Annotated in this window: 23 protein-coding genes; 22 read left to right on the top strand and 1 reads right to left on the bottom strand. The window is 68.8% G+C overall.

Going from position 1 to position 18,920, the window contains the following annotated elements:
* The 8 genes from map (at position 1) to rplQ (ending at position 4,775) form a co-directional block, all read left to right on the top strand.
* Positions 1-852 carry a type I methionyl aminopeptidase gene (map, locus tag BV453_RS10735; protein WP_085606378.1) on the top strand — a complete coding sequence of 284 codons (852 nt, stop codon included), beginning with the start codon at positions 1-3 and terminating at the stop codon, positions 850-852.
* Positions 852-1,523, top strand: a complete 672-nt coding sequence (locus tag BV453_RS10730; RefSeq protein WP_062632864.1) for a thioredoxin domain-containing protein — start codon at positions 852-854, stop codon at positions 1,521-1,523. Before map ends, BV453_RS10730 begins: the two co-directional genes overlap by 1 nt.
* Before the next feature lie 172 nt (positions 1,524-1,695).
* Positions 1,696-1,917 (top strand): translation initiation factor IF-1, encoded by a 222-nt coding sequence (infA, locus tag BV453_RS10725; protein ID WP_018171468.1) that lies wholly within the window; start codon positions 1,696-1,698, stop codon positions 1,915-1,917.
* 64 nt (positions 1,918-1,981) lie between these two features.
* The gene (gene rpmJ / locus BV453_RS10720) at positions 1,982-2,098 is read left to right on the top strand and encodes a 50S ribosomal protein L36 (protein ID WP_005050492.1); all 117 of its coding nucleotides are present in this window, start codon (positions 1,982-1,984) and stop codon (positions 2,096-2,098) included.
* Positions 2,099-2,245: 147 nt separating this feature from the next.
* The gene (gene rpsM / locus BV453_RS10715) at positions 2,246-2,620 is read left to right on the top strand and encodes a 30S ribosomal protein S13 (RefSeq protein WP_062632862.1); all 375 of its coding nucleotides are present in this window, start codon (positions 2,246-2,248) and stop codon (positions 2,618-2,620) included.
* A 30-nt stretch (positions 2,621-2,650) separates the two neighbouring features.
* Complete coding sequence (gene rpsK / locus BV453_RS10710) at positions 2,651-3,049, top strand: 30S ribosomal protein S11 (RefSeq protein ID WP_045249905.1); 399 nt, start codon at positions 2,651-2,653, stop codon at positions 3,047-3,049.
* A 129-nt stretch (positions 3,050-3,178) separates the two neighbouring features.
* Positions 3,179-4,168 (top strand): DNA-directed RNA polymerase subunit alpha, encoded by a 990-nt coding sequence (locus tag BV453_RS10705; protein WP_025102386.1) that lies wholly within the window; start codon positions 3,179-3,181, stop codon positions 4,166-4,168.
* Between the two features lie 34 nt (positions 4,169-4,202).
* Positions 4,203-4,775, top strand: a complete 573-nt coding sequence (gene rplQ / locus BV453_RS10700) for a 50S ribosomal protein L17 (RefSeq protein ID WP_062632861.1) — start codon at positions 4,203-4,205, stop codon at positions 4,773-4,775.
* A gap of 52 nt (positions 4,776-4,827) precedes the next feature.
* Here rplQ and BV453_RS10695 read toward each other — a convergent pair whose 3' ends face one another.
* Positions 4,828-6,048, bottom strand: coding sequence for a PAS domain-containing protein (locus BV453_RS10695; RefSeq protein ID WP_249521567.1), 1,221 nt, complete (start codon positions 6,046-6,048; stop codon positions 4,828-4,830).
* A 160-nt stretch (positions 6,049-6,208) separates the two neighbouring features.
* Here BV453_RS10695 and BV453_RS10690 point away from each other — a divergent pair, with 160 nt between their 5' ends.
* From BV453_RS10690 to BV453_RS16765, 14 genes are all read left to right on the top strand, one after another.
* Positions 6,209-7,228: a tripartite tricarboxylate transporter substrate binding protein gene (locus tag BV453_RS10690; RefSeq protein ID WP_062765201.1), complete on the top strand. Its 1,020-nt coding sequence runs from the start codon at positions 6,209-6,211 to the stop codon at positions 7,226-7,228.
* Between the two features lies 1 nt (position 7,229).
* The gene (locus BV453_RS10685) at positions 7,230-7,790 is read left to right on the top strand and encodes a tripartite tricarboxylate transporter TctB family protein (protein ID WP_217316505.1); all 561 of its coding nucleotides are present in this window, start codon (positions 7,230-7,232) and stop codon (positions 7,788-7,790) included.
* Positions 7,790-9,337 (top strand): tripartite tricarboxylate transporter permease, encoded by a 1,548-nt coding sequence (locus tag BV453_RS10680; RefSeq protein ID WP_085606370.1) that lies wholly within the window; start codon positions 7,790-7,792, stop codon positions 9,335-9,337. Before BV453_RS10685 ends, BV453_RS10680 begins: the two co-directional genes overlap by 1 nt.
* Positions 9,338-9,383: 46 nt before the next feature.
* Positions 9,384-10,181, top strand: a complete 798-nt coding sequence (locus BV453_RS10675; protein ID WP_249521566.1) for a sulfite exporter TauE/SafE family protein — start codon at positions 9,384-9,386, stop codon at positions 10,179-10,181.
* A 191-nt stretch (positions 10,182-10,372) separates the two neighbouring features.
* Positions 10,373-11,377: an SIS domain-containing protein gene (locus BV453_RS10670; protein WP_249521565.1), complete on the top strand. Its 1,005-nt coding sequence runs from the start codon at positions 10,373-10,375 to the stop codon at positions 11,375-11,377.
* A gap of 19 nt (positions 11,378-11,396) precedes the next feature.
* Entirely contained in the window at positions 11,397-12,680 is a 1,284-nt protein-coding gene (locus BV453_RS10665; protein WP_249521564.1) for an extracellular solute-binding protein, read from the top strand.
* 65 nt (positions 12,681-12,745) lie between these two features.
* Positions 12,746-13,627, top strand: coding sequence for a carbohydrate ABC transporter permease (locus BV453_RS10660; RefSeq protein ID WP_062765186.1), 882 nt, complete (start codon positions 12,746-12,748; stop codon positions 13,625-13,627).
* A gap of 1 nt (position 13,628) precedes the next feature.
* The gene (locus BV453_RS10655) at positions 13,629-14,471 is read left to right on the top strand and encodes a carbohydrate ABC transporter permease (RefSeq protein WP_062765183.1); all 843 of its coding nucleotides are present in this window, start codon (positions 13,629-13,631) and stop codon (positions 14,469-14,471) included.
* On the top strand, positions 14,468-15,382 hold the full coding sequence (locus tag BV453_RS10650) for a PfkB family carbohydrate kinase (RefSeq protein WP_082758402.1): 915 nt from the start codon (positions 14,468-14,470) through the stop codon (positions 15,380-15,382). The genes BV453_RS10655 and BV453_RS10650 overlap by 4 nt, the downstream gene beginning before the upstream one ends.
* 14 nt (positions 15,383-15,396) lie before the next feature.
* Entirely contained in the window at positions 15,397-16,134 is a 738-nt protein-coding gene (locus BV453_RS10645; protein ID WP_025102374.1) for a GntR family transcriptional regulator, read from the top strand.
* 93 nt (positions 16,135-16,227) lie between these two features.
* Complete coding sequence (locus BV453_RS10640; RefSeq protein ID WP_062765177.1) at positions 16,228-16,683, top strand: MaoC family dehydratase N-terminal domain-containing protein; 456 nt, start codon at positions 16,228-16,230, stop codon at positions 16,681-16,683.
* A complete protein-coding gene (locus tag BV453_RS10635) occupies positions 16,680-17,084 on the top strand; it encodes a MaoC/PaaZ C-terminal domain-containing protein (RefSeq protein WP_062765173.1) in 405 nt (134 codons plus the stop codon). The genes BV453_RS10640 and BV453_RS10635 overlap by 4 nt, the downstream gene beginning before the upstream one ends.
* Complete coding sequence (locus BV453_RS10630) at positions 17,081-18,211, top strand: UDP-N-acetylmuramate dehydrogenase (RefSeq protein ID WP_062765170.1); 1,131 nt, start codon at positions 17,081-17,083, stop codon at positions 18,209-18,211. The genes BV453_RS10635 and BV453_RS10630 overlap by 4 nt, the downstream gene beginning before the upstream one ends.
* On the top strand, positions 18,208-18,918 hold the full coding sequence (locus tag BV453_RS16765; protein ID WP_085606360.1) for a FadR/GntR family transcriptional regulator: 711 nt from the start codon (positions 18,208-18,210) through the stop codon (positions 18,916-18,918). Before BV453_RS10630 ends, BV453_RS16765 begins: the two co-directional genes overlap by 4 nt.
* Positions 18,919-18,920: the final 2 nt, after the last annotated feature.

Raw genomic sequence — 18,920 nt, 5'->3', positions numbered from 1 at the left:
ATGTTCCGCCGCTCGATCTACAAGACCCCGGCTCAGCTCCGAGCCCTGGTCGAGCCCGGCCTCATCACCGCCGAGGCCCTCGACGCCGTCCGCGCCCTCATCAAGCCCGGAGTGAAAACGATCGAGCTCGATGCCGCCGCCAACCGCGCGATCGTGCAGCGGGGAGCGGAGTCGAACTTCCAGCTCGTCAAGGGCTACCACCACACGATCTGCGTCTCGGTCAACGAGCAGGTCGTGCACGGTATCCCGGGGGAGCGGGTGCTCCAGCCGGGCGACATCGTCTCGGTGGACTGCGGCGCCCAGTTCGACGGCTGGAACGGTGACAGCGCGATCACCGTCGTCGTCCCCGATCCCGAGCGCCCGGAGCTCGTCGCCCGCCGCGAGGAGCTCTCCCGCGTGACCGAGGGGTCGATGTGGGCGGGCATCGCCGCGATGGCGACGGCATCCTCGATCGACGAGATCGGCGCCGCCATCCAGGACTACATCGAGGCGCAGGGGCCGTCTGCCGTGAGCGGCGAGCCCTACGGGATCCTCCGCGAGTACGTCGGCCACGGCATCGGGCGGAAGATGCACGAGGCGCCCAGCGTCTTCAACTACCGGACACCCGACCGCGGCGCGGACGTGAAGCCCGGGCTCGTGCTCGCCATCGAGCCCATGGTGACCGCCGGCGGCGAGGCGACCTTCGTGGAGGACGACGACTGGACCGTCACGACGGTCGACGGCACGGACGGCTCACATTGGGAACATAGCGTCGCCCTGCATGATGGGGGCATCTGGGTGCTCACCGCGCCCGATGGTGGAAGAGCCGGACTCGCCCCGTTCGGGGTCGAGCCTCGAGAGATCGGAAAGTAATGGCAGCGGCGAAGAGCAACACCAACTGGTTCGCGATCGGCGTCTCCATCGCTGTCGTCGTGGTCCTGGTGGCCCTCGGCGGACTCGTGGTGTTCCTCAACAACCAGGCGACCTCTCCCGGCGCCACCCCGACCGCGAGCGACAACTTCGACGCCGAGGCCGGCTCCATCTCCATGGGCGACGGCGACACCACGGTGTCGGTCTTCCTCGACTTCCAGTGCCCGGTCTGCAAGTCCTTCGAGGACCAGTTCGGCGCCGCCCTCGAGGCCAAGGCGCAGAGCGGCGAGATCACCCTCGAGCAGCACCCCATCGCGATCCTGGACCGCTTCTCGCAGGGCACCGAGTTCTCCTCCCGTTCGGCCGGTGCCGCGTTCTGCGTCGCCGAGTCCGACTCCGACCTCTACTTCGACTACGCGAAGGTCCTGTTCGAGAACCAGCCGGCGGAGAACAGCCCCGGCCTCACGAACGAGCAGCTCGCCGAGTTCGCCACCCAGGTCGGCGCGGGCGACGATGTGGTGTCCTGCATCACGGACGAGACGTACCGCAAGTTCGGTGCCGCGCAGGCGAAGGCCAACGACATCCAGGGCACCCCGACCGTCGAGATCGACGGCGAGCGGCTCGACCTCCAGAACCAGGAAGACATGAAGCGGTTCACCGACCTGCTCGGCTGACACGCACTGACCCCTCGACGCCCCATCCGGCCAAGTTGCCGGATGGGGCGTCGTCGGATAACATAGATCTTTGGTGCCTTGTGCCATGCGTTCGGCGTGTCCGATCCGGCCCGGTACCGCACATCACCCACCCACCGCAGATCGACCGGTCTGCAGAAGCGTCAGCGAGGCTATGGCTAAGAAAGACGGTGTCATCGAGATCGAGGGCGTCGTGTCGGAGGCTCTGCCCAACGCGATGTTCCGCGTTGAGCTCAGCAATGGACACAAGGTTCTGGCGACGATCTCCGGAAAGATGCGGCAGAACTACATCCGCATCATCCCCGAGGACCGCGTGGTCGTGGAGCTCAGCCCCTACGACCTGACCCGCGGCCGCATCGTCTACCGCTACCGCTGATCGGTCGAGAAGTAACACCCCAGGCTCCACGCCTGCCCGGTGAAGACAGCGAACAGGAAACATCATGAAGGTCAACCCCAGCGTCAAGCCGATCTGCGATCACTGCAAGGTGATCCGCCGCCACGGCCGCGTGATGGTGATCTGCAAGAGCAACCCGCGTCACAAGCAGCGCCAGGGCTGAGTGCCCCGCTGCGTGGGCGCCGCTCTCGCAATCTCATAACTCAATACGACACGGCAGGATCAGAACCCGCGGAAGCGGGGGACACCTCGGGGCGGAGGCCCGGGCACCGATCCTGCTCCACACCTCCACAACACCCAGGAGAACCGCATGGCACGTCTTGCCGGCGTTGACATCCCGCGCGACAAGCGCGTGGTGATCGCCCTTACCTACATCTACGGCGTCGGCCGTACCCGCTCGGTCGAGATCCTCAAGGCGACCGACATCGACGAGAGCATCCGCGTGAAGGACCTCAGCGACGACCAGCTCGTCGCCCTCCGCGACTACATCGAAGGCAACTACAAGGTGGAGGGTGACCTGCGCCGCGAGGTGGCCGCAGACATCCGCCGCAAGGTCGAGATCGGCTCCTACGAGGGCCTCCGCCACCGTCGTGGCCTCCCGGTCCGCGGTCAGCGCACCAAGACCAACGCCCGTACCCGCAAGGGCCCGAAGCGCACCGTCGCCGGCAAGAAGAAGGCCCGCTAAGCAGCGGCCAGGGACTAGGAGAACACTTTCATGGCTGCACCCAAGGCCGCCGCGCGCAAGCCGCGCCGCAAGGAGAAGAAGAACATCGCGCTGGGCCAGGCCCACATCAAGTCGACGTTCAACAACACCATCGTTTCGATCACCGACCCGTCCGGCGCTGTCATCAGCTGGGCGTCGTCGGGTGGCGTGGGCTTCAAGGGCTCCCGCAAGTCGACCCCGTACGCCGCAGGCATGGCCGCCGAGTCGGCCGCCCGCCAGGCGCAGGAGCACGGCGTGAAGAAGGTCGACGTCTTCGTGAAGGGTCCGGGCTCCGGCCGCGAGACCGCGATCCGCTCGCTGCAGGCCGCCGGCCTCGAGGTGGGTTCGATCCAGGACGTCACCCCGCAGGCGCACAACGGCTGCCGTCCGCCGAAGCGTCGCCGCGTCTGATGCGTGTGCCGAGCCGCTCGTCCTTCGGGCGAGCGGCTCGGCGCCCCGCGTGGGGCATCGACTTCCACAACTCAAGACCTCACCCCACCACATGTCATATAGCGGGCATGTGATCGAAAGGAACACAGAGTGCTTATTGCACAGCGTCCCACACTGACCGAGGAAAAGATCGTCGAGAACCGGAGCCGGTTCATCATCGAGCCTCTGGAGCCCGGCTTCGGCTACACGATCGGCAACGCGCTGCGTCGCAGCCTGCTGTCGTCGATCCCCGGCGCCGCTGTCACCAGCGTCCGCATCGACGGTGTGCTGCACGAGTTCAGCACGATCCCCGGCGTGAAGGAGGATGTCACCGAGATCATCCTCAACATCAAGCAGCTGGTCGTCTCCAGCGAGCGCGACGAGCCCATCACCGCGTACCTCCGCAAGACCGGTGCCGGTGAAGTGACCGCCGCCGACATCTCGGCTCCGGCCGGTGTCGAGGTGCACAACCCCGAGCTCGTCATCGCGACGCTCAACGACACCGCCAAGTTCGAGCTCGAGCTCACCATCGAGCGCGGCCGTGGCTACGTCTCCGCGACGCAGAACCGCAACGAGTACGCCGAGGCCGGTCAGATCCCGATCGACTCGATCTACTCGCCCGTGCTGAAGGTCAGCTACCGCGTCGACGCCACCCGTGCCGGTGAGCGCACCGACTTCGACAAGCTCATCCTCGACGTCGAGACCAAGTCGGCGATCAGCCCCCGCGACGCCGTCGCCTCGGCTGCCAAGACGCTCACCGAGCTGTTCGGTCTCGCCCGCGAGCTGAACGTCGAGGCCGAGGGCATCGAGATCGGCCCGGCGCCGGTGGAGGCTGTGAACTCCAGCGAGCTGTCGATGCCGATCGAGGACCTCGACCTGTCGGTCCGCTCGTACAACTGCCTGAAGCGTGAGGGCATCAACACCGTTTCTGAGCTCGTCGCCCTGTCGGAGACGCAGCTCATGAACATCCGCAATTTCGGCCAGAAGTCGGTCGACGAGGTGCGCGACAAGCTCATCTCGCTCGGTCTGTCGCTCAAGGATTCGGTGCCCGGTTTCGACGGCGCCCACTTCTACGGCGGCAGCGAAGACGAGTCCTTCTGATACCCGACCCTTTCTGACCAGGAGTTAGACGATTATGCCCAAGCCCACCAAGGGTCCCCGCCTCGGAGGCGGCCCCGCCCACGAGCGCCTGCTGCTTGCCAACCTCGCCGCTGCGCTGTACACCCACAAGTCGATCAAGACGACCGAGACGAAGGCCAAGCGCCTGCGTCCGCTCGCCGAGCGCCTCATCACCTTCGCCAAGCGCGGAGACCTCCACGCCCGCCGTCGCGTGCTGTCGGTCATCGGTGACAAGGAAGTCGTGCACGTCCTGTTCAACGAGATCGCTCCGCTCGTCGCGGACCGCGAGGGTGGCTACACGCGCATCACCAAGGTCGGCAACCGCAAGGGCGACAACGCCCCCATGGCCGTGATCGAGCTCGTTCTCGAGCCCGTCACCCCGAAGGCGAAGTCGACCAAGAAGGCCGCTGCGGCCCCGAAGGACGAGAAGCCGGCTGCCGAGGAGGCTCCCGCCGAGGAGACCGTCGAGGCCCCCGCGGACGAGACCCCTGCCGAGGACACGGCTGCCGAGGCCGGCGCCGAGTCGCAGGCCGAGGGCGAGGCCGCTGAGGCCGCCGCCGAGGACGCTGTCGAGAAGAAGTCCGAGTAAGGATCTCTCTCTACGAAGCCCGCCGCCCCTCCGGGGTGGCGGGCTTCGTCGTTCAGCGGGGGTCGGTGATCCGGTAGCGTGCCCCGGGACGCCCCTTGGTGGAGTAATCCAGAGACCGCACCGCCTGGCCCGTGGCGGCGAGGTGCTCGAGATAGCGGCGCGCACTGACGCGGGAGATGGCGAGATCCTCTCCGATCTCGGTCGCGGAGGCATCCGGTCGGGCGGCGAGGGCGGCGGAGACCCGCTCCAGCGTCTCGGCGCTCAGCCCCTTCGGCAGCCCGTACCGCTCCCGGAAGGCGATGATCGCATCGGCGGCCTCGACCCGGCGCACGACGTCGTGCAGCTCGGTGTGGTCCCGGAGCAGCAGCGTCGCCCCCACGTCGGCGGACCCGCTCCCCGAGGCCGTGCTCCGCGCGACCAGCACATGCGAGCCGACGATGACGGGGCGTCCCGCGGCCTCCCCCTCACGGAGCACGGTGGCGAGCTCGTCGCCGAGGACGTCATCCGCGGGAGCGCCGTCGAGATCGGCGGCATCGCGACCGAGGAACCGCGCCGCCGCGTCGTTGACCAGGGTGATCCGCCCTGTGCCGTCCACCGTGACGACCCCTTCGCTCAACCCATGCAGGGTCGTCTCCTGGTTCTTGACCAGCGCCGCGATCTGGTGCGGCTCGAGCCGGTAGATGCGGCGCCGGATGAACGACGTCACCCACGCGGCGCCGAAGACCCCGAGAACCGCCGCGGCGAGCATGGCGGAGATGAGTCCGACGAGGTTGCTGGTGAACTCCTCGTTCAGCTCCGACTCCAGGATGCCGACGGAGGCGGTGCCGATGACCGTGCCGTCCTCGTCGCGGATGGGCACCTTCACGCGCCACGAGGTCCCGAGCGTCCCGGTCTGGGTGCCCACGAAGATGTCGCCGCCCAGCGGGATCGACGGGTCGGTGGACACCCGCTCGCCGATGCGGTCGGTGTTCGGATGCGAGTACCGGATGCCCTCGTCGTTGGCGACCACCACGTAGGCGAGATCGGAGGCCTCGCGGATGACCTCGGCGACCGGTTGGATGGCGGCGGCCGGGTCGTCGTCGTCGAACGCGTCGAGGACCACGGGAAGAGCGGCGACGGACTGGGCGACCGCCTGCATGCGGTCCTTGTAGGCCTCGCGGAGCGCGTTCTCCTGGAACGCCCCGGCGGCGATGCCGGTGGCGAGGGTCACCAGGAACACGATCAGCGCCTGCAGCGCGAGCAGCTGCACACGGAGCGTCATCTTCGAGGCCACGGGTCCATTCTCCCGGGTGGGTGGACGGGCCGCGAGCCGCCGGCGGAGGTGTTCACGACCAATAGTTACGGAACGCGACCAATGGTTTCCGAAGCTTGAGCGGGCGCATCCGCGCCTCGACAGTGGACGGATTGCACCCGAACGCTCAAGGAGGAGCGCCATGAATCACGCCCGCATCGGGACCCTCGCCGCGGCCGTCGCCGCGACCGCCCTGGTCCTCACCTCGTGCTCGACCGCGGACGGCGGTACCGCCGGCTCCGACGGCGGTGACGAGGCGGTCGCCATCACCGACGTGAACATCGTCGTCCCCGCCGACCCGGGCGGCGGCTGGGACCAGACCGGTCGTGCCCTCTCCCAGCTGCTCACCCAGGAGGACATCGTCGGCTCGGCGCCGGTCACCAACGTCGGCGGGGCCGGGGGAACGGTCGGCCTCGCGCAGCTCGCCAACGAGAAGGACCCGGCGACCCTCATGGTCATGGGCCTCGTGATGGTGGGTGCGGTGGAGACCAACGCCTCGGCCGTGCGCATCGAGGACATGACCCCGATCGCCCGCCTCACCGACGAGCCCCTCGTCGTGGTGGTCCCCGCGGACTCCGAGTACGACACCCTGGAGGACCTCGTCGAGGACGTCGTGGACAAGGGCCAGGAGGTCACGATCACCGGCGGCTCCGCCGGGGGAGCCGACCACATCCTCGCCGGACTGCTGCTCGAGGAGGCGGGGCTCGACGGCGCGGAGATCGCCGAGAAGCTGAACTACACGCCCAACTCGGGCGGCGGCGAGGCCACGTCGCTGATCCTGGGCGGCAAGGTGTCGGCAGGCATCTCCGGCGTCGGCGAGTTCCTGCAGCACATCGAAGCCGGCACCATGAAGGCTCTCGCCGTCTCGTCGGAGGAGCCGGTCACGCAGCTGCCGGACGTCGATACGATCACCGACTCCGGATACGACGTCGTGCTCACCAACTGGCGCGGCGTGATCGCGCCGGGCGGCATCAGCGACGCCGAGCGCTCGGAGCTCGAGCGCATCGTCACCGAGTTGGAGGCGTCCGAAGCCTGGAAGGACGAGCTGGAGACGCGGGGCTGGGCGGATGCCTTCCTCACGGGTGCCGAGTTCGACGAGTTCCTGGACGGCAACATCACCGAGGTCACCACGACGCTGCAGAACATCGGGCTGGTCGGCTGACATGACGACCGGGTCTTCCGGACCCGGCGAGGAGGTGCGGACCGACGCCCGTCGGTCCGCACGCCTCGTCGCGTCCCTGCCGCGGGGGGAGCTCGTCTTCGCCCTGCTCATGGTGGCGCTCGGCGTGTTCGCGTTCGCCGGTGTGTTCACCATCCATGTGCCCGCGGGTGGCCAGGTCGGGCCGACCGTCTTCCCGCTGTTCGTCTCGGTGCTGCTGCTCGGCTCGTCTCTCGCCGTCGTGGTGAGCATCCTCCGCGGGCACCGCGGTGTGCCGGAGGAGGGGGAGGACGTCGATCAGAGCCTGCCGACCGACTGGCTCACCCTCGTGAAGATCGTGGCGCTCGTGGTCGCTCATCTGCTCCTCATCGAGCCGCTCGGCTGGGCCCCGGCAGCGGCGCTGCTGTTCGGCGGCGTCGCGTGGGCGCTCGGCGCGCGGCGGTGGTGGATGGCGCTCCTCATCGGCGCGATCATCGCGCTGGTCGTGCAGGTCGTGTTCGGCGGTCTGCTCGGGCTCTCGCTCCCGTGGGGACCGGCGCTCGGCTGGCTGGGAAGGATGTTCTGATGGACAGCTGGAGTCTGCTCCTCGAGGGGTTCGCGACCGCGCTGCAGCCCCAGTACCTCGTGTTCGCCTTCTTCGGCGTGCTGATCGGCACGGCCGTGGGCGTCCTGCCCGGAATCGGGCCGGCGATGACCGTCGCCCTGCTCCTTCCGCTCACCTACACGCTCGAGCCGGCCGCGGCGCTCATCACGTTCGCGGGCATCTACTACGGCGGCATGTACGGCGGGTCGACCACGAGCATCCTGCTGAACACCCCGGGGGAGTCGTCGTCGATCGTGACGGCGATCGAGGGCAACAAGATGGCCAAGCTCGGGCGGGGCGCGGCGGCGCTGGCCACCGCGGCGCTCGGGTCGTTCGTCGCGGGGACCCTCGCCACCGTCGGCCTGACGCTGCTCGCCCCGGTGCTCGCGCAGTTCGCCGTGAACCTCGGGCCCGCCGACTACGTCGCGCTCATCGTCGTGGCCTTCGTCACGGTCGGCGCGCTGATGGGGTCCTCCGTGCCGCGCGGCCTGCTGTCGCTCGGCGTCGGCCTGTTCCTCGGCCTGGTCGGCACCGACTGGCTCTCGGGGCAGCAGCGGTACACGCTCGGCCTGCTGCCGCTGGCGGACGGCATCGACGTGGTGCTCGTGGCGGTCGGGCTCTTCGCCGTCGGCGAGACCCTGTACGTCGCGGCCCGGCTGCGGCACGGCGCGATCGACGTGATCCCCGTGTCGCGCGGGTGGCGCAGCTGGATGACGAAGGACGACTGGCGCCGCTCGTGGAAGCCCTGGCTCCGCGGCACCGCCATCGGCTTCCCCATCGGCACGATCCCGGCCGGTGGCGCCGACGTGGCGACCTTCCTGTCCTACGCCACCGAGCGCAAGCTCTCGCGGCGCAAGGACGAGTTCGGCCGCGGGGCCATCGAAGGCGTCGCGGGCCCGGAGTCGGCGAACAACGCCGCGGCCGCGGGCGTGCTCGTGCCGCTGCTGACGCTGGGCCTTCCGACGACGGCGACCGCCGCGATCATCCTCACCGCGTTCCAGACGTACGGGCTGCAGCCCGGGCCGCAGTTGTTCACCGGACAGGCAGACCTCGTGTGGGCACTGGTGGCGAGCCTCTACATCGGCAACGTGATCCTGCTCGTGCTGAACCTGCCGCTGGTGGGCATGTGGGTGAAGCTCCTGCAGATCCCGCGGCCGTATCTGTACGCGGGCATCCTCCTGTTCGCCGCCTTCGGGGCGTACGCGCTGAACTTCGCGGTCGTCGACATCCTGATCCTGCTGATCATCGGCGTCCTCGGCTACTTCCTGCGGCGGTACGGGTTCCCGGTGGCGCCGCTGGTGGTGGGCATGATCCTCGGGCCGATGGGGGAGGAGCAGCTGCGGCGCGCGCTGCAGCTCAGCCAGGGCGACCTGACGACGCTCATCGCGCAGCCGTTCTCCGCGGTCGCCTACGTGATCCTCGCGCTGCTCATCGCCGGCGGACTGTGGCTGCGGCGCCGGCAGCGCCGGTACGAGCAGGCGCTCACGGAATCCATCGCGGTGCCCGTCAAAGCGGACTCGGAGGTCTGAGCCCGCACGATTCGAGGAGGGGAGAGGCCGGGAGTAGGCTGATCCGGTGAGCGATGCGACGGTCCTGAAGCGCGGACCCCGCGCCTACGGCACGTTCATCGGCATCGGCCTCCTCGCCGGCCTCCTCTCCGGTCTCTTCGGCGTCGGCGGCGGCACGGTGATCGTCCCGCTGCTGGTGCTCCTGCTCGCGTTCGACCAGCGCCTCGCGGCCGGTACCTCGCTGGCGGCGATCGTCCCGACGGCAACCGTCGGCGTCATCTCCTACGCCGCGTCGGGCTCCGTCGCCTGGATCCCGGCGCTGATCCTCGCGGCCGGAGCCGTGGTCGGCGCGCAGATCGGCACCCGCCTGCTCCCGCGGATCTCGCAGACCGCCCTCCGCTGGGGCTTCGTCGGCTTCCTCGTCGTCGTGATCGTGAGCCTCTTCCTCGTGATCCCCTCGCGCGACGCCGTCTTCGAGCTCACCTGGCTCACCGGGATCGCCCTGGTGGTCGTGGGAATCGGAACGGGCATCCTGGCCGGGCTGATCGGCGTGGGCGGCGGAGTGATCGTCGTCCCGGTGCTCATGCTCGCGTTCGGCACGAGCGACCTCGTCGCCAAGGGCACCTCGCTGCTCATGATGATCCCGACCGCTCTCTCCGGCACGGTCGGCAACCTCCGCAACCGCAACGTCGATCTCCTCGCGGCGCTGCTCATCGGCGTCTCGGCGTGCACCACGACGGCCCTCGGCGCCTGGCTGGCGACCATCGTCGACCCGACCGTCGGCAACCTCCTCTTCGCCGCGTATCTCGTCGTGATCGCGGTGCAGATGGCCCTCAAGGCCGTCCGCGGGCGCCGGCGCGGCTGACGCCGCGGCCGCCGTTCCTGCGGCGCGAGCCGACCGCTGAAGCGCGCCGGACCCGTCCCTTTCCCTGACTCCCGCGAACGATTTTCGCCGCGCCTCTTTACAGGCGGTGCTGCGCTCGCTATCGTCAGTCATCACATGACGTCATATAACGAGTCATGATGTTTGATCGAAGGTCATCAGAAGGGACCATCTTGTCTGCCACCGCTCTGTTCGTCGACTCCGCCGCTATCGAGAACCAGCTCGCTGCGGCCCGCCAGGCGATCGCGACCCGAGACACCATCTCGCGCGTCGTGCTCACCGCCTGCGGCGGCTCCTTTGCCGTCATGCAGCCCATCGAGTACCTGTTCGGCACCAAGGCGGTGTCGCTCGAGGCGACCGCACTCAATGCTGCCGAGTTCACCAGCCGCGCCTCGTCGCGCGTCGACGCCGACACCCTCGTCGTGCTCTGCTCGCACTCCGGCACCACGCCGGAGACGGTCGCCGCGGCGAAGCACGCACGCGAGCGCGGAGCGCTCACGGTCGCCTTCACGTTCGACCCGACGTCGCCGCTCGCCGAGGCATCGGAGCACGTGGTGGCGTATCAGCACGGCGAGGGGAAGAGCGAGGCCCACGTCGGCCCCGCGCTGCTGCTGCGCTTGGCGGCCGGCATCCTGGACGACCGTGAACAGGCCGGCATCGCCGGTGCGGTCGACGAGGCCGTCGCCCAGCTGCCGACCCTCGTACCGGCAGCGCGCGAAGCGCACTCCGCAGCCGCCGATGCCTGGGGATATCGCCACCGTCGCGAGCCCCTCATGTACACGATGGCGGCAGGCTCCAACTACGGCTCCGCGTACTCGTTCGCCATCTGCCTGCTGCAGGAGATGCAGTGGGTGCACTCCGCCGCCATCCACGCCGGCGAGTACTTCCACGGCCCCTTCGAGATCACCGAGGAGGATGTGCCGTTCATCGCGCTGCTCGGACTCGATGAGACTCGGTCCGTCGAGCAGCGCGCGGTGGACTTCGTCACGAAGCACTCGGATCGGGTGCTCGTCCTCGACGCCCAGGAGTTCGGCCTCGATGTCGTCGCTCCGGAGGTGCGCGGAATCTTCGCCCACCTCCTCTTCAACGTCGTGCTCCGCGCGTACGCGGATGCACTCGCCGACCACCGAGGACACCCCCTCAGCGTGCGCCGCTACATGTGGCGCATGGAGTACTAGGAACGAAAGGATCGCAACGATGCGAACATCAGCCCGGATCGGCGTGGCGGCTGCGGCCGCCGCCGCCCTCGTCCTGCCCCTGGCCTCGTGCGCCGGCGGCGAGAGCGAGGCCTCGGACGGCCAGGTGGAGATCAGCTTCTTCCACCGCTGGCCCAACGAGCCGAAGAACTCGTACTACACCGACATGGTGGCGGAGTTCGAGAAGGAGAACCCCGACATCAAGGTCTCCGTCGAGAGCGTGCTCAACGACGCCTACAAGGACAAGGTGAAGGTCGTCGCGGGCTCCACCAACGCTCCGGACGTCCTGTTCACCTGGAGTGGCTCGTTCGTGGACGAGCTCGTCTCCAACGACGCCCTGCTCGATCTCGGGCCGTGGCTCGAGGAGGACACGGACTTCCGGGACAGCTTCTACCCGAGCCAGCTGGAAGCCTTCGAGGTCGACGGCACCTCCTACGGTCTGCCGGTGGGGATGCAGTCGAAGCTGTTCTTCTACAACAAAGACGTGTTCGAGGAGCTGGGTCTCGAGCCGCCGGCGACGTGGGACGAGTTCATCGACGTCCTGGAGACGATCCAGGACGCCGGCATGACCCCGATCGAGTACGGCGCGCAGGAGCAGTGGACGATCGCGCACTACGTCGGCACGCTGAATCAGCGTGTCGTCGATCCGGAGGTGTTCGCAGCGGATCAGGATCCGGCGACCGGCGCGTTCACGGACGAGGGGTATGTGCGGGCGCTGGAGCGCTTCCAGGAACTCGCCGAGTACATGAACGACGACCTCACGGCCGTCGGGCATGAGATCGCGCGTAACGCCTGGATCGCGGGGGAGGCGCCGATCATGTACATGCAGAGCGCCGAGGTGGGGTACTTCGGCGACGCGCAGTTCGAGTACGGCACGTTCAATTTCCCTGCGGTCGAGGGGGGCAAGGGCGATCCGGCGGAGCTGACCGGAGCGCCGGAGGGCTTCGCGATCTCGAGGACCACGAAGCACCCCGAGGAGGCGCAGCGGTTCCTCGAGTTCCTGCTCAGCAAGCAGAGCGGTATCGCCTATGCGGAACGCGCGGGCGAGCTGAGCCCGGTCAAGGGGGCCGTGGAGGAGGCCGACGTGCCCGAGATCTCCCGGGAGCTCGCCCAGGGGATCGTCGACGCGTCGGCGATGACGACCTGGCTCGACAACGCCTACGATCCGCAGATCGTGCAGGCGTACCTGTCCGAGACTCAGCTGATGCTCAGCGGCCAGCAGACCCCCGAGGGGGTCATGGCCGCCGTGCAGGAAGCCGCGAAGCGCGTGCGCGACGCCTCCTGATCCGCACCGGGGCCGCCGACATCCTTGGCCGGCGGCCCCTCCCACCTTTCGGAAGAGACACCGTGATGAGAACACGCTCTCGAGCCTGGTCGAACCTGCTCTACGTGCTTCCCGCGATCATCCTGATCGGGGTGTTCGTGTACTACCCGCTGGTCGCCAATGCGGCCTTCGGCTTCTTCTCCTTCAGCGCCGGCAGCGGCGAGATGCGCTTCGTCGGCCTCGACAACTTCGCGCGGCTCTTCGGTGATCCGATCATCGCGACGGCCCTGGGCAACAACATCCTGTACGCGATCGTCTCGATCGTGTGCCAAGTGGGTGGTGCCCTCGTGATCGCCGCCTGGCTGACCCGGCTGCTGGGTCCGCGCATGGGCGCATTCCTGCGCAGCGTGTACTTCCTGCCCGCCGTGATCTCGATGACCGTGATCGCGCTGCTGTTCACGTTCGTGTACAACGCCCGCGGCGGACTCCTCAACGCTCTGCTGGAGGCGATCGGACTCGGCAGCCTGCAGACGGCGTGGCTCGCCGATGTCGACACGGCGATGGGAGCGGTCATCGGCGTCTCCCAGTGGCAGAGCATCGGCTACGTCTGCATGCTCTACGTCGTCGCACTGCAGCAGATCCCGGAGGAGTACTACGAAGCCGCGTCGCTGGACGGCGCCGGACGGGTTCGCCAGTTCTTCAGCATCACCGTCCCGCAGGCCAAGGAGATGATCTTCGTCGCGATGATCCTCACCGTCTCCGGCGCTTTCACGGTGTTCAACGAGCCTTACATCCTGACCAAAGGCGGTCCGGGAAACACCACCCAGGTCCTCGCGACCTATATGTATAACCAGGGTTTCTTCCAGAACGAGATGGGCTACGCCTCGGCCATCGCGAGCCTGATCTTCGTGATCACGCTCGTGCTGTCCGTCGTGCAGATGGTCTCGTTCCGAAGCGGGAGGCAATGACATGAGCAGTACCCGGCTTCGTCCGGCGGAGCGTATCCGCCGTGCTCCGGTCCAGGTGATCCTGGCCGTCTACGCCGTCGTGATCGCCTACCCCCTGCTCTGGATGGTGATCTCTTCGTTCAAGTCCTCGTCCGAGATCTTCGCCGATCCGTGGGGGCTGCCGTCGGTCTGGCTCGTCCAGAACTATGCCGCCGCCTGGGATCGCGGGATCTCCGACTACTTCCTCAACTCCGTCATCGTCACGGTCATCTCCACCGCCGCGACCGTCGCACTCGCGGCACTGTGCGCCTACGGCATGGTGAGGCTGTCGAGCCGCGTGGCGAACGTCGTGCTGATCGTGGCGATGGGCGGGCTGGTGGTGGCACCGCAGGTGAGCCTCATCCCGCTCTACCGCCTTCTCGACACGATGGGACTGCTGAACACGTACTGGGCGATGATCCTCCCTTATGTGGCGTTCCGTCTGCCGATGGCGATCCTGCTCATCCGTTCGGTCTTCCTCGGCATCCCCCGCGAGCTCGAGGACGCCGCGACCATCGATGGCTGCCGCTCGTTCGGCGTCTTCCGGCACGTCTACCTGCCGCTGAGCGCGTCCGTGCTGACGACCGCCGCCGTCCTCACCGGTTACTTCGCCTGGAATGAGTTCCTCTTCGCGATCGTCTACATCGACGCTGATGCGCTCCGCACCATCCCCGCGGGACTCATGTCGTTCCGCGACTCCCTCTCCACGGAGTGGGGTGTGCTCCTGGCAGGATTGACCATCGCGGCCCTGCCCATCGTGGTGGTGTTCCTCGCGCTGCAGCGGTACTTCGTCGCCGGCGTCGCGGCGGGGAGTGTGAAGGGATGACGATGGATACGGATCAGCTCCGGGATGCGCTCGCCGCGGTCCCACCGCCCTCGCTGGTCGGCGTCGGGGACAACGTGCTCGACTGCTATCTGCATGAGGACCTGGCCTACCCCGGGGGCAACGCCCTGAACGTCGCCGCGTACAGCCGGCTCTTCTTCGGCGGCACCGCCGGATTCGTCGGGATCATGGGAGACGACCGTTTCGCGGACCACGTGCGGGGCGTCCTCGACGAGGTCGGAGTGGACGGCGCCCGCATCAGACGCGTGCGCGGCGCGAACGGCATGGCTTTCGTCGCGTTGGACGAGGACGGCGACCGGCGCTTCGTCGCCTCGAACCGCGGGGGAGTCCAGGCCGAGCTGCGGCTGCGTCTGAGCGAGGCCGATCACGAGTACCTCTCCGGCTTCGACCGCGTGCACACCTCGGTCTACTCGTCGTTGGAGCCGGAGCTTCCGGCCATCGCGGAACGGGGGAGCCGCGTGTCGTACGACTATTCCGACGACGCGTCGCCGGATGTGATCCGGGCGACAGCTCCGCACGTCGACGTGGGGTTCTTCTCCGGCGGCCACCGCAGTGATTCCGAGATCGACGCCCTCGGCCGCTTCGCCGTAGCCTGCGGTATGGGGTCGGCCGTGGTGACGCGGGGTGCCCGCGGCTCTGTCGGCTTCGACGCCACTTCCGTGCGGCGTACCGGTATCCGCGAGGTCGACGCCGTCGATGCGCTCGGCGCCGGGGACGCCTTCCTCACCGGGTTCCTCGCGGCGCGGGCGGGCGGGGCCGATCTCGCCGAAAGCCTCGATATCGCCGCTGTCAGCGGAGCGCTCGCCTGCACGTTGCGCGGGGCGTTCGGATACCCTGTGCATGCGGGGGACGACGCACGCGCGCAGATGCTGCGACGATACCCGGCGCCGTAGAGGAGGACTCCGACGTGACTCAGCTGTCGTCAGCCGTCGGTTCGACCCCGCTGCACGAACAGGTGCGAAGCCTGCTGATGCGGGAGATCGACGCCGGGACCTATGCCGAAGGCGAGCGGCTTCCGTCCGAACCCGAGCTGTGCGAGCGCTTCGGTGTCAGCCGGATCACCGTGCGGCGGGCGGTGGCCGACCTCGAGGGTCTCGGCATCGTGCGTCGACAGCAGGGCCGTGGGACCTTCGTCGCTCCGCGACGCGAGGTGATCGGCGCCATGACCCTCGGTGGCTTCGCGGACACCGTGGTGGCAGACGGGGTCAAGTCCCGACGGATCATGCGCGCTGAGACGACCCCCGCCGACGAGAAGCGCGCGCGCCGCCTCGGCGTCCCCGTCGGCGACCCGGTGTTCCGGCTGGTACGCGTCTTCGCTCTCGACGGCATCCCGCTCTCCATCGACGACAGCCGGTATTCTCTGACGCGCTTCCCGGATTTCGATCGGCACATCGACCACGACACCTCCACGTATCAGGTGCTCCGCGACGTGTACGGCGTCGAGTTCTCGGAGATGTACCGCGAGATCGACGTCGGCTTCACGACCGCGCAGACCGCGGAGTGGCTGGCCCGTCCGGAGCACGATCCGCTCATCGTCGTCCGGAAGCGCGCACTCGACCGGGCTGGTGAGGTCGTTCACACGTCACGGGTGAAGGTCGTTCCGAGTCGGATGACGCTGAACATGGTGGTTCGCTCCCAGGGGTGAGGCCAGCCCGGGTCTCGCGATGCCGCATATCGTCCGGGTTTCCCCCGGCCCCGCCCGGACCGGACTGTCGGCGTGCCTCGGTAGGATCGACGGGTGGCAGTGAACCAAGAACTCGTCGGCCGGGAGTTCCCGCCGACCGCCCCCTACCTCGTCGGGCGGGAGAAGGTGCGCGAGTTCGCGCGCGCCGTCTTCGCCGACGCCCCCCAGCACACCGACGTCGAGGCGGCCCGTGCGGCGGGCTTCGCCGACGTCGTCGCGCCGCCGACCTTCGCGATGGTCCTGCAGGACCTCACGCTGCAGCAGCTGCTGGCCGAACCGGATTCCGGCATCGTCCTGGCGCGGTCCATCCACGCCGAGCAGCGGTTCCGCTACACCAGGCCGATCGTCGCGGGAGACGAGCTGACGGCGCAGCTGCGCGTCACCGGCATCCGCATGATGGGCGGCAACGCCATGATCACGAGCGAGGCCGAGATCACCGACGACGGGGGCGCGCATGTCGTCACCGCCACGAGCGTGCTGCTCGTGGGCGCCGAGGAGGAGGCCGCATGAGCGCGTTCACCGTGGGAGACGTGCTGGCCGAGCGCACCGTGCACCTGACGAGGGAGTCTCTCGTCCGCTACGCCGGCGCCTCCGGGGACTTCAACCCGATCCACTACCGTGACGACGTTGCCGCCGCGGTGGGCCTTCCCGGCGTGCTCGCGCACGGCATGCTGACCATGGGGATCGCCTCGTCCGTGGTCGTCGCCGCGCTCGACCCGCAGACCCGGATCCTCGACTACGGCGTGCGCTTCACGAAGCCCGTGGTGGTCGATCCCGAGACCGGCGCCGACGTGCACGTCGTCGCGACGGTCGGCGCGGTGGACGACGAGTCCGCGCGCATCGACCTCAAGGTCACGACGGGCGAGACCACCGTGCTCGTCAAGGCGCAGCTGCGCGTCGCCGTCCGATGAGCGACGTCGAGCCGATCCGGCTGGCCGAGCTCACCACGCTCCGCACCGGCGCCGCTCCCGCGCGCATGCGCGAGGCGACGACGACGGCGGAGCTCGTCGAGGTTCTCCGGGAGACCTGGGCGGAGGGCGACCCCTGGCTGGTGCTCGGCGGGGGCTCGAACCTCTTCGTCGGCGACGAGCCGTTCGAGGGCACCGTCATCCGCATCCGCACGAGCGGCATCGAAGAGCTCCCGTCGCCGCACGCCGGCCGCATCCGCCTGCGCGCGCAGGCCGGACACGGCTGGGACGACCTGGTGTCGTACGCGGTCGAGCGGGGCTACGCCGGGCTCGAAGCCATGAGCGGCATCCCCGGCACGGTCGGCGCCGCGCCTGTGCAGAACATCGGCGCCTACGGGCAGGAGATCCAGGAGACCCTGGTCGAGGTCGAGCTGATCGACGAGGACTCCGGCGAGATCTCCACTGTTCCGGCGACCGAGCTCGGGCTCGGATTCCGCACTTCGGTGCTCAAGCACCATCACGGGAGCGAGCCGCAGCGCCGGGCCGTGATCCTGTCCCTCACGGTCGATCTCCTCGTCGCCCGCGAACGCGTGGTCCGCGGGGAGCAGCTGCGACGCGCTCTCGGTCTGACCGACGACACCCCGGTGCCGCTGACATGGGTCCGAGAGCGCATCCTCGCCACGCGCGCATCGAAGGGCATGCTGCTCGACGCCGACGACCCGGACACGCACGGGGTCGGCTCCTTCTTCCAGAACGCGATCGTCACGGCCGCGCAGGCCCGGTCCCTCCCGCCGGAGTGCCCGCGCTGGCCGGTGGCCCCCGATCTCGACGCCGTGACCGTCATTCCCCTCGCCTCCTACGACGGACACGTGCCGCCGACGAAGACCGAGGCCCCGGACGTGAAGGTGAGCGCCGCCTGGCTGATCGAGCAGGCGGGTATCCGCAAGGGGTTCAAGCTGCCCCGCTCGCGGGCGTCCGTCTCGACCAAGCACGCGCTGGCCCTGACCAACCGGGGCGGTGCCACGGCGGCCGAGGTCGCCGAGCTCGCCCGTTTCATCCAGCACCGTGTGCACGCCGAGTTCGGTCTGGTGCTGCAGCCGGAACCCGTTCTGGTGGGCGTCGACCTGTGACGAAGCTCGAGCGGGTGTCGCGGACGCAGGCCGTCGTGGACGGACTGCTCGACGCCATCATCGCGGGTCGGCTCGAGGCCGGACAGCCGCTGCCGCCCGAGGGGGAGCTCGCGGAGCAGTTCGGGGTCTCCCGCCTCACGATGCGCGAGGGCGTCCGCCTCCTGCAGGCGCAGGGCGTGATCGTCGCGGTGCCCGGCACCCGACACCGCATCGCGCCGACCGACGAGTGGACGGGCCTCGACGCGGTCGTCCGGCACGCCCAGAGCGCAGGCGCCCGAGAGCGCTCCTCGCTGGAGATGCTCGAGATGCGCATGATGTTCGAGACCGGGGCGGCGGAGTTCGCGGCGGGTCGGCGCACCGAGGAGCACCTCGCCGAGATGGCCGCGCTCCTCGAGGAGATGCAGGCGGCGCACGAGCGGGCCGACGTGGACGCCTTCGTGGCCGCTGACCTCGCCTTCCACGACGTGATCATCCGCGCGGCGGAGAACCGCATCCTCGTAGCCTCGATGCGCCCGCTGACGACGATGCTGCAGGCGACCCGCAGCGAGACGAGCGCCATCCCGGACATCCGGGAGCACGCGCTGGAGGAGCATGCGGCGGTGCTGGACGCGATGCGGACCGGGTCCGGTGCGGCTGCCCGCCAGGCCATGCGCAGCCACATGCGCCAGACCCGCGACGACCTGCTGCACTACGTCCACGGGCGCTGAGC

Source organism: Microbacterium sp. ER1 (genome assembly GCF_023383675.1).
Lineage (GTDB): Bacteria > Actinomycetota > Actinomycetes > Actinomycetales > Microbacteriaceae > Microbacterium.
This window is presented reverse-complemented; position numbering and strand designations above follow the sequence as displayed.

Coding starts and splice junctions, on each gene's coding strand:
- map (WP_085606378.1), top strand. CDS start 1: ATGTTCCGCCGCTCGATCTACAAGACCCCGGCTCAGCTCCGAGCCCTG.
- BV453_RS10730 (WP_062632864.1), top strand. CDS start 852: ATGGCAGCGGCGAAGAGCAACACCAACTGGTTCGCGATCGGCGTCTCC.
- infA (WP_018171468.1), top strand. CDS start 1,696: ATGGCTAAGAAAGACGGTGTCATCGAGATCGAGGGCGTCGTGTCGGAG.
- rpmJ (WP_005050492.1), top strand. CDS start 1,982: ATGAAGGTCAACCCCAGCGTCAAGCCGATCTGCGATCACTGCAAGGTG.
- rpsM (WP_062632862.1), top strand. CDS start 2,246: ATGGCACGTCTTGCCGGCGTTGACATCCCGCGCGACAAGCGCGTGGTG.
- rpsK (WP_045249905.1), top strand. CDS start 2,651: ATGGCTGCACCCAAGGCCGCCGCGCGCAAGCCGCGCCGCAAGGAGAAG.
- rplQ (WP_062632861.1), top strand. CDS start 4,203: ATGCCCAAGCCCACCAAGGGTCCCCGCCTCGGAGGCGGCCCCGCCCAC.
- BV453_RS10690 (WP_062765201.1), top strand. CDS start 6,209: ATGAATCACGCCCGCATCGGGACCCTCGCCGCGGCCGTCGCCGCGACC.
- BV453_RS10685 (WP_217316505.1), top strand. CDS start 7,230: ATGACGACCGGGTCTTCCGGACCCGGCGAGGAGGTGCGGACCGACGCC.
- BV453_RS10680 (WP_085606370.1), top strand. CDS start 7,790: ATGGACAGCTGGAGTCTGCTCCTCGAGGGGTTCGCGACCGCGCTGCAG.
- BV453_RS10665 (WP_249521564.1), top strand. CDS start 11,397: ATGCGAACATCAGCCCGGATCGGCGTGGCGGCTGCGGCCGCCGCCGCC.
- BV453_RS10660 (WP_062765186.1), top strand. CDS start 12,746: ATGAGAACACGCTCTCGAGCCTGGTCGAACCTGCTCTACGTGCTTCCC.
- BV453_RS10655 (WP_062765183.1), top strand. CDS start 13,629: ATGAGCAGTACCCGGCTTCGTCCGGCGGAGCGTATCCGCCGTGCTCCG.
- BV453_RS10650 (WP_082758402.1), top strand. CDS start 14,468: ATGACGATGGATACGGATCAGCTCCGGGATGCGCTCGCCGCGGTCCCA.
- BV453_RS10635 (WP_062765173.1), top strand. CDS start 16,680: ATGAGCGCGTTCACCGTGGGAGACGTGCTGGCCGAGCGCACCGTGCAC.
- BV453_RS10630 (WP_062765170.1), top strand. CDS start 17,081: ATGAGCGACGTCGAGCCGATCCGGCTGGCCGAGCTCACCACGCTCCGC.